This is a genomic window from Streptomyces sp. NPDC054841 (assembly GCF_053611045.1).
Genome location: NZ_JBSGZO010000359.1, coordinates 1 through 8,893 on the forward strand (window position 1 = coordinate 1; position 8,893 = coordinate 8,893).

The following is an 8,893-nucleotide window of genomic DNA, read 5'->3' on the forward strand; positions in this document are numbered from 1 at the left end:
CGGCGGAGTCGTCGGACCGCCGCCGCGCGAAGCACGCGGCGGCAGCGCGGCCTTGCTGGTCGCGGCGTCGGCGATGTCACCGGCCGACGGCTGCGGCCCCGAAGGCTGCGGTCCCGGCGCCTGCGGCCCCGGCACCTGTGGGTCGAGCACGGGGGCAACGGCGGTGTGCGGCAGCTGGCTGCCGCCCGACATCAGCGCGGTCGGCGCGTCCGCACCCACCGACGGCGGCGGGGTGTCGTCCTCGTCGCTACCGGCCAGCGGCGGCGCGAACACCGTCGCCGGCAGCGGCACGGAACCGTCTTCCGCCGAGGCATTCGTGTCGGTCCCGGCCCACGGAGTCCCCTGCCCGGGCGCCGCGGGCACCCCGTCGGAGGCGGTGGGCTCGTAGTCGCCACGGCCGGCGGCAGGCCAGCCGGCCGCGGGCGTCGACGGCGCGGGCACGGAAGGTACGGGAGCCGCGGAAGAGGGATCCGCACCGGTGCCTGCGGTCGGGGCGCCTTGCGACGGACCACCGGCCGCCGGGGCCGGGGAGGCCTCGGGCGTCGGTACGGAAGCGGGCGCCGCCGAGCCCGGCCAGGCATCACCGCCGACATGCGAGCCACGGCCAGCGGTACCACCACCAGACACATCGGCGCCCGCCGAAGGCGCCGCCGCAGAAGCCCCCGCACCCGCACCGGCACCGGCACCCGCGCGCTGGTCCGCAATGCCCAGCTTGTCCGCCGCGTCCTGCAGCCACTCCGGCGGACTCAGCAGGAACGACGTCTGGTTCAGGTCGATCCGCTCCGGCTGCGCCACGACCGGCGCCGCCGCCACGTCCGGAGTGCCGTACTCCTCCTCGTAACGACGGATCACCTCACCCACCGGCAGCCCCGGCCACAGCGTGGCCTCCCCGCTGTCCCGGGCGATCACCAGTCGCTGCCGCCCGCCGTCCGACGTCGGACCGTCCGCACGGTCCTCCGCCCACACCACGAAGCCCAGCTCGAACTCCCGCACCCGCACCTCACGATGCTGGTACGCGGGCACATCGCCGTTGACCCACTCTTCCGCGCGCTCCTGCGCCTGCGCGAAGGTCACCATCGAGAAGCTCACTCCCCCACCGGAACGGCGCGCGCGAAGCCGCCGTCCACCATCAGGTTCGCCACGGTCTCCAACTCGGGCGGATTGCCCGCCAGCCGGGACAGGAACACGTCGAAGTCCTCGCCGCACGGCAGCAACAGCCGCTCCACGCGGTCGGTGACCGTCAAACCGTCTTGGTCGCGGGCGTCGTCGTACGCGCAGAACCACACCGAACCGACATCGCTGCCCCGGACCTTGACCGCCAGCAGCCCGCCCTGGACGAAACCGACACCGAGATAGTCCTTCGTCAGATGGTCCCGCAGACACTTGTTGACGTACACGAGGTCATTGACCGCGGCCTCCTCACGCACCGTGAAGAACGGCTGGTCGATCAGCAGCCCCAACTCCGCGTCGAGCGCGGCCCCCACCGGCGCACACCCGCCCGCCGCCTTCAGGAAGGAGCGGTAAGCGCCCGGCAGGCGGTACCCCAAGTCCTCTTCCACACCCAGCAGTTGCTGCTCGGTCACCGACACCGCCCCCTTGGGCAGGCCGAAGTGCGCGGGCCGGGTCTCCTGCAGCGGACGCGTACCCCGCTTGGCGTGATCGACCGCGGTCGATGCCATACCGCCGTGATGGCGCAGCAGCGCCTTCACCTCCACCGGCACCAGCTCAAGCCGGCGGCCGCCCGCGACGTGGTGCCACGTCCAGCCGTGCGGCGTCGCCACCGCCGGGATGGTGTCCCACAGCTCATGACCGTCGGCGTGCAGCGCGGCGTTCGCCGATACGTAGTCGGTGAGCCGCAGTTCGTCGACGCCGAAACCCTCAGGGGGCTCGGCGATCTCCGCGGCGGCACGCGCATACGGCGAGAAGTCCGGAAAGCCGTTTTCATCCATTCGTACACCCATGGGGTGACGAGCGGCCCTGACCGGGTCCGGGAAGTGCACGACCTGCCCGGCGTAGGCCGCGTTCGGTGGCGCGGCTTGCTGCCCGAGCCGACCTGTCGTCATGGCGGTTGCCCCCTGCTGCGTCTGGCTGGTTCACCACAGCCTATGCGGTGCGGCAACAGCGAGTACCGCCCCTCCGCTTCCGTAACGAACCGTCACTCCCGTGTGACCCTGAGCCGAAGGCGGCGCGACACAGTTTCACGTTTCAGTCACCCCGCTTCCTTACCTGCCGCCCCATTTGGCAGGCTGTCCCAGCAACTCGGGGGATTGCAGGGAGGGGCAACAGCACGATGCACACGGCACCGCACACGGCACCATCAGTCACAACAGGTGACCCCAGGCTCAGCTGGAGCAGCGCGGAGGCCGACGGCCGCCCGCCCACGCTGCGCTTCCGCCGCGACGGAATCCTGCCGACCGTGGCCGCAGCACTCTCCGTGCGCGGCGAAACCCTGACCTGCACCGCCGGCAAGGGCGACCAGCCGCCCCTGCTGCACCCCCTCGTCCAGGACTTCCTCGACACCCTCACCAGCGGCCAGCGGGAGCGCTTCACCGGCCGCTGCCCCGAAGCGATCCTGCTCTCCCGCCATCTCACCGCCACCGACGCCGCCCGTTCCAAACGCGCACAGCGCAAACCCCTCACCCAGGGCGAGGCACGCCGCTCCCTCAAGCAGGCCAAACTCACCGCCCGCCGCATCCGCGAGGACGGCGACCCCCTCCACGGCAGCTACGCCGCACCCTGCCGCTCCTGTACGGCGATGCTCGCCCACTTCGGCGTCCGTACCGTCGACCCGACCCAGACCGAGAACGGCTGAACGCACGCCCATGCCCGACCACGCCCTCAGCACCACCCGCTTCCCCGTCGCCGTCGACGCCGCACTGCGCGACGCGGGCTGGCAGCCGGGCCGCTGGGACATCAAGCAGGCCGAGCACTGGGCCGACGCCCTGCGCTCCCACGTCTCACCCGGCGGCCACCGGCACGCCGTCTTCCCCGCCGCGGTCGAAGCCTGGGCCGAATTCGGCACTCTCCTCCTCGCCCCACCCGGCCCCGGCCGGCAGACGGCGCCCACAGCCGTACGCTTCGACCCGCTCGCCGGACTCCACCTCGCCCGCACCCTCGGCGACCTCGGACGAGCCCTCGACACCGAAATCGCCCCCCTCGGAGAAGAGGGCAACGCCCAGGCCGTCCTCGCCATCGACACCGAAGGCCGCGTCTACAGCCTCGACCACACCGGCGACTGGTACCTCGGCCCGGACCTGGACCAGGCCCTCATCACACTGGTCACCGGCGCCCAGCCGGCACGACTGACGACATCCTGAGACAACCCGACCGCGGCTCCCGACCGACACGGACCGAGAACTGCGCAGACCGGGAACCGCGCGCCAGGCGGGCCGCCCGGCCGGCCCGGCGCCTAGGGCGTGTTGCGAAAGTCCCGCCTGGCCCGCGACGCCTCGCACGCACTCCCCCGTAGCCCTTCGGGCACGGGAGGTGCCCCCACGCTGCGTTGTCGGACTCATCCAAGTACGTCCAGTACGAGGATGATCTCCCCCAGCTACCGCTGGGAGGTGCCCCCACCGCCTTGCGATCGCACGCACCAGACGCCGCGGGCCCCGCCCTCCGGGCGGACGGCGCTACTTTCGCAACACGCCCTACGCCGCCGGCGCATCCATCGGCAGCACCGCCGACACCCGGAACCCACCCGCGTCCGTCGGGCCCGACACGAACACTCCGCCCAGCGCCGACACCCGCTCCCGCATCCCCAGCAGACCGTTCCCCCCACTCGGCAGACCCGCATCCGCCGCATCGCGCTCCGACGGACCGTTCTCCACCTGCATCGCGATCTCCGCCTCGCGATGAGCGACCCGGACCCACGTCTTCGCACCCGCCGCATGCTTGTGCACGTTCGTCAACGCCTCCTGCACCACCCGGAAAGCCGTCTGCTCGACCTCCGGCCGGTACACCTGCGTCTCGCCGTGCACCGTCAGCTCCACGGCCATCCCCGCCTGCCGGGACTGCTCCACCAGCGGCTCCAGATCGGCCAGCGAAGGACCGTCCCCCGCCGCCGCAGCGGCGGCAGCAGCCGCGGCCACCCCGACCGCCGCCAACGGCACCGGCTCCGCCGCCCGCGCCGCGGCCTCCTCACCGGCCCGCAGCACCCCGAGCATCTCCCGCAGCTCCGTCAACGCCTGCCGGCCCATGTCCCCGACCAGCGCCGCGTTCCGCACCGCCTTCTGCGGATCCTTCAACGCCACCGCCTGCAGCGCCGCCGCATGCACCACCATCAGACTCACCCGGTGCGCGACCACGTCATGCATCTCCCGCGCGATCCGCGTCCGCTCCTCCGTACGCGCCCACTGCGCCCGCTGCTCCGCACGGTCCGCCAGCAGCGACAGCTCCTGCTCCAGACTGTCGGCCCGCTCCCGCAAGCTCTCCATCAGCCGCCGCCGCGCCCCGACATACAGACCGAGCAACAACGGCGGCGCGGTCAGCCCGATCGACATCACGACGGACACCACCGGCACGTACCAGGGCCCCGGATCGAAGTCCGCGGAGACCACGTCCTGCTGGGTCCTCACAAAGGTGACGATCAACGTCCCCATCAGCGACATCCCGGCCAACGCGGCGATGATCCGGCGGGGCGCCTCCGAGGCCGCGAGCGTGTAGAGCCCGACGATCCCCATCAGGAAGCCCATCTCGGCCGGCGTGATCGCGATCGAGACGAGCACCACACCGACCGGCCACCGCCGCCGCAGCACCAGCGCCGCCCCGGCGATCAGTCCGAAGACCACCCCGAACGCCACCGGCAACGCCGCCGAGTCCGCGAACCGGACCCCCTCCAGCGCACACTCCACCGCGGACACGAGCGCGAGCCCGACGTCCAACACGACACTGCGCCGCCGCCCCCACCACAGCCAGGCCCGGGCGTCCCCGCCCGCAGCGTCCTGGTGTGCCCCCGTTGTGGTCATGTCTCCCAGCCTACGGAAACGCGCGACCGATTTTCCGGCGACTGCAACAGCACGAAACGTCATCGAACACGGACGCAACGCACACCGACCGCACGAACAGGTGAACGACATCCTGAACCGGCTCGTGATGGACGAGCCCCCTCCGGAGTGGACGAAGCGGCCGAACGCGAAGGACGACTTACAGGCCCGCGCCGATCTCTACCGTCGCACGGAAGGGGCTTGGTACGGCATAGTGTTGGGTGCCGGTCCGGCGGACTGACCAGGTGTCCACTTACGTCGGATTTCATCCCCTGTGGTGTAATTGGCAGCACTGAGGCTTTTGGTGCCTTATGTCCGGGTTCGAGTCCTGGCGGGGGAGCCGCTGCTTTCCGGGTCCTGACCTCCACGGTCAGGACCCGCCCTCATTTCACCCCTGAAACGTGCCGGTATCCTTCGGGTGTCCCCCACCCGAAGCATCGAAGCCGAAGGGCATTCCCGTGAGCGCCAACCGCCCGGCCGCCGTCGTCGTCCTCGCAGCGGGTGAGGGCACCCGCATGAAGTCGAAGACCCCCAAGGTCCTGCACGAAATCGCCGGGCGCTCGCTCGTCGGACATGTCGTGTCCGCCGCCCGCGAGCTGGAGCCGGAGCAGCTGGTCGTGGTCGTCGGGCATGCGAGTGAGCAGGTCAAGGAGCATCTCGCCACGCACTACGCCGGTACGCGCACCGCGTTCCAGGCCGAGCAGAACGGGACGGGGCACGCGGTCCGTATGGCGCTCGAGGAGCTCGGGCAGGCTCCCGACGGCACCGTGGTGGTCGTCTGCGGGGACACTCCCCTTCTTTCCGGTGAGACGCTGACGGCGCTCACCTCGACGCACGCCGCCGACGGGAACGCCGTGACCGTACTGACGGCCGAGGTCCCGGATTCCACCGGCTACGGCCGGATCGTGCGGGACGCGGCGACCGGTGCGGTCACCGCGATCGTGGAGCACAAGGACGCGACCGAGGCCGAGCGGGCGATCAGGGAGATCAACTCCGGGGTGTTCGCGTTCGACGGGCAGCTGCTCGCGGATGCGCTGGGCAAGGTGCGTACGGACAACAGCCAGGGCGAGGAGTACCTCACCGATGTGCTGGGGATCCTGCGCGAGGCGGGGCACCGGGTCGGGGCCTCGGTCGCGGGTGACCACCGGGAGATCCTGGGCATCAACAACCGTGTGCAGCTGGCGGAGGCCCGCGGGCTGCTGAACGAGCGGCTGCTGGAGCGGGCGATGATGGCCGGCGTGACGGTCGTCGATCCGGCGTCGGTGCTCGTCGACGTGACGGTGACGTTCGAGCGGGACGCGGTGATCCACCCGGGTACGCAGCTGCTGGGCGCCACGCACGTCGCGGAGGACGCCGAGGTCGGCCCGAACACCCGGCTGAGGGACACGACCGTCGGCAGGGGCGCCCGGGTCGACAACGCGGTGGCCGAGGGCGCGGTGATCGGCGAGTCGGCGTCCGTCGGCCCGTACGCCTATCTCCGCCCGGGTACGAAGCTCGGCCTGAAGGCCAAGGCGGGTACGTACGTGGAGATGAAGAACGCCACGATCGGCGAGGGCACGAAGGTTCCGCACCTGTCGTACGTGGGTGACGCGACGATCGGCGAGTACACGAACATCGGCGCCGCGAGCGTCTTCGTGAACTACGACGGCGAGGCGAAGCACCACACGACGATCGGGTCCCACTGCAAGACGGGCTCGGACAACATGTTTGTTGCTCCTGTCACAGTCGGGGACGGCGCGTACACCGCGGCGGGCTCCGTCATCACCAAGGATGTGCCGCCCGGTTCGCTTGCCGTCGCCCGCGGCCAGCAGCGGAATATCGAGGGTTGGGTGGCTCGTAAGCGTCCGGGAAGTGCGGCGGCGCAGGCTGCCGCGGAGGCGGGCAGGCAGGTCGACGCCGAAAGCTGACCGGAAACCGGTGCGTCAATCTCGGCGTACCGTGATACGTGCACACGATTCGGCTGGCTCGCCGCACAAGGGACGGGCGGATCAGCGGCAGAGAAACACGTCTGAGGAGACTGTCCTGTGACCGGGATCAAGACGACCGGCGAGAAGAAGCTGATGTTCTTCTCCGGCCGCGCCCACCCCGAGCTGGCCGAAGAGGTCGCACATCAGCTGGGTGTCGGTCTCGTGCCGACCAAGGCTTTTGACTTCGCCAACGGTGAGATCTACGTCCGCTTCCAGGAGTCGGCGCGTGGCGCGGACTGCTTCCTGATCCAGAGCCACACGGCTCCGATCAACAAGTGGATCATGGAGCAGTTGATCATGCTCGATGCTCTGAAGCGGGCGTCGGCCCGGAGCATCACTGTGATCCTCCCGTTCTACGGTTATGCCCGTCAGGACAAGAAGCACCGTGGCCGGGAGCCGATCTCGGCGCGTCTGGTCGCGGATCTGATGAAGACCGCGGGTGCCGACCGCATCCTCACGGTGGATCTGCACACGGATCAGATCCAGGGCTTCTTCGACGGCCCGGTGGACCACCTCTTCGCGCTGCCGCTGCTCGCGGACTACGTGGGTGCGAAGGTCGACCGTTCGAAGCTGACGGTGGTGTCCCCGGACGCCGGCCGTGTGCGTGTGGCGGACCGCTGGTGCGACCGGCTGGACGCGCCGCTGGCGATCGTGCACAAGCGCCGCGACAAGGACGTGGCGAACCAGGTCACCGTCCATGAGGTGGTCGGCAATGTCGAGGGCCGGGTCTGTGTCCTGGTCGACGACATGATCGACACGGGTGGCACGATCTGTGCGGCCGCGGACGCGCTGTTCGCGCACGGCGCGGAGGACGTCATCGTGACGGCGACGCACGGTGTGCTGTCCGGTCCGGCGGCGGACCGGCTGAAGAACTCCAAGGTGAGTGAGTTCGTGTTCACGAACACGCTGCCCGACCCGGGCAATCTGGAGCTCGACAAGATCACGGTCCTGTCGATCGCTCCGACGATCGCGCGCGCGGTGCGTGAGGTCTTCGAGGACGGTTCGGTGACGAGCCTCTTCGAGGAGCAGTGAGCTAGCTAGATCGATTTCTGGGGCGGCCTCCCCGCCGAGTACACTGTCGAAGTTGCTCGGCGAGGGAGGCCGTACTCATTTGTACGGCGGTCCGTTATCGACGCGCTCTTCGTAGCAGGCCAGTCGTGGCCGGGTGACCGTTCCTGTTCGTCACCGCATACGAGGAGTGCATATGTCCGAGGTGAAGCTCGCCACCGAGACCCGTACCGAGTTCGGCAAGGGTGCCGCGCGCCGCATCCGCCGCGAGAACAAGGTTCCGGGCGTTCTGTACGGCCACGGCGTCGACCCGATCCACGTCACGCTGCCGGGCCACGACCTGCTGCTCGCCCTCCGTACCCCGAACGTCCTGCTGGCGCTGGACATCGAGGGCAAGAAGGAGCTGGCGATCCCGAAGGCCGTCCAGCGTGACCCGCTGAAGGGCTACCTGGAGCACGTCGACCTGCTGCTGGTGAAGCGCGGCGAGAAGGTCAGCGTCGAGGTTCCGGTCCACGCCGAGGGCGAGCTGGCCCCGGGCGGCAACCTGCTGGAGCACGTTCTCAACGCGCTGCCGGTCGAGGCCGAGGCCACCCACATCCCCGAGTCCTTCACCGTCTCCGTCGAGGGCCTGGAGGCCGGCGCCTCCGTTCTCGCCAAGGACGTCTCGCTGCCGAACGGCGTGACCCTGGCCGTCGACGAGGACGCTGTCGTCCTGCAGGTCCTGGCCGCGCAGGCCGAGGAGCCGGCGGCCGAGGGCGAGGAGGCTGCCGAGGGCGAGGCCGCCGAGGCCACCGAAGCCTGAGCCGTACGCTCTGCTTGACGGGGTGGGGGGCCCCCCGGCCCGCCCCCCCCGTTGGTGGTGGGGTTCGGGGACAGGTACGGGTGCGCGGGGAGACGCGACGGCCCTGACGACGGCCGACGCCCCCGCCCCGTGGG

General features: G+C 70.4%; 7 protein-coding genes, 1 tRNA gene and 1 pseudogene. 6 read left to right on the forward strand and 3 right to left on the reverse strand.

What is annotated here, in order from left to right; all coding sequences use genetic code 11:
• Together ACWGI8_RS32940 and ACWGI8_RS32945 are read right to left on the reverse strand one after the other, a co-directional pair.
• Positions 1 to 1,077, reverse strand: a pseudogene (locus ACWGI8_RS32940) (SUKH-4 family immunity protein); the annotation flags it as partial.
• A gap of 8 nt (positions 1,078 to 1,085) precedes the next feature.
• Complete coding sequence (locus ACWGI8_RS32945) at positions 1,086 to 2,063, reverse strand: SMI1/KNR4 family protein (RefSeq protein WP_453666559.1); 978 nt, start codon at positions 2,061 to 2,063, stop codon at positions 1,086 to 1,088.
• Between the two features lie 227 nt (positions 2,064 to 2,290).
• Here ACWGI8_RS32945 and ACWGI8_RS32950 point away from each other — a divergent pair, with 227 nt between their 5' ends.
• Both ACWGI8_RS32950 and ACWGI8_RS32955 read left to right on the forward strand, forming a co-directional pair.
• Positions 2,291 to 2,812: a YwqJ-related putative deaminase gene (locus tag ACWGI8_RS32950; RefSeq protein WP_453666561.1), complete on the forward strand. Its 522-nt coding sequence runs from the start codon at positions 2,291 to 2,293 to the stop codon at positions 2,810 to 2,812.
• Between the two features lie 10 nt (positions 2,813 to 2,822).
• On the forward strand, positions 2,823 to 3,317 hold the full coding sequence (locus ACWGI8_RS32955; RefSeq protein ID WP_453666562.1) for an SUKH-3 domain-containing protein: 495 nt from the start codon (positions 2,823 to 2,825) through the stop codon (positions 3,315 to 3,317).
• A gap of 330 nt (positions 3,318 to 3,647) precedes the next feature.
• On the opposite strand, the gene ACWGI8_RS32960 is transcribed toward ACWGI8_RS32955, so the two are convergent.
• A complete protein-coding gene (locus tag ACWGI8_RS32960) occupies positions 3,648 to 4,964 on the reverse strand; it encodes a sensor histidine kinase (protein ID WP_453666564.1) in 1,317 nt (438 codons plus the stop codon).
• Between the two features lie 286 nt (positions 4,965 to 5,250).
• Between ACWGI8_RS32960 and ACWGI8_RS32965 the strand changes: the two genes are divergently transcribed.
• From ACWGI8_RS32965 to ACWGI8_RS32980, 4 genes are all read left to right on the forward strand, one after another.
• Positions 5,251 to 5,322: transfer RNA gene (locus ACWGI8_RS32965), tRNA-Gln, on the forward strand.
• A gap of 118 nt (positions 5,323 to 5,440) precedes the next feature.
• On the forward strand, positions 5,441 to 6,889 hold the full coding sequence (gene glmU / locus ACWGI8_RS32970) for a bifunctional UDP-N-acetylglucosamine diphosphorylase/glucosamine-1-phosphate N-acetyltransferase GlmU (RefSeq protein ID WP_453666566.1): 1,449 nt from the start codon (positions 5,441 to 5,443) through the stop codon (positions 6,887 to 6,889).
• A 117-nt stretch (positions 6,890 to 7,006) separates the two neighbouring features.
• Positions 7,007 to 7,981, forward strand: a complete 975-nt coding sequence (locus ACWGI8_RS32975) for a ribose-phosphate diphosphokinase (RefSeq protein WP_453666568.1) — start codon at positions 7,007 to 7,009, stop codon at positions 7,979 to 7,981.
• Between the two features lie 172 nt (positions 7,982 to 8,153).
• Positions 8,154 to 8,759 (forward strand): 50S ribosomal protein L25/general stress protein Ctc, encoded by a 606-nt coding sequence (locus ACWGI8_RS32980; RefSeq protein ID WP_453666570.1) that lies wholly within the window; start codon positions 8,154 to 8,156, stop codon positions 8,757 to 8,759.
• Positions 8,760 to 8,893: the final 134 nt, after the last annotated feature.

Coding starts and splice junctions, on each gene's coding strand:
- ACWGI8_RS32980 (WP_453666570.1), top strand. CDS start 8,154: ATGTCCGAGGTGAAGCTCGCCACCGAGACCCGTACCGAGTTCGGCAAG.
- ACWGI8_RS32960 (WP_453666564.1), bottom strand. CDS start 4,964: ATGACCACAACGGGGGCACACCAGGACGCTGCGGGCGGGGACGCCCGG.
- ACWGI8_RS32950 (WP_453666561.1), top strand. CDS start 2,291: ATGCACACGGCACCGCACACGGCACCATCAGTCACAACAGGTGACCCC.
- ACWGI8_RS32955 (WP_453666562.1), top strand. CDS start 2,823: ATGCCCGACCACGCCCTCAGCACCACCCGCTTCCCCGTCGCCGTCGAC.
- ACWGI8_RS32945 (WP_453666559.1), bottom strand. CDS start 2,063: ATGACGACAGGTCGGCTCGGGCAGCAAGCCGCGCCACCGAACGCGGCC.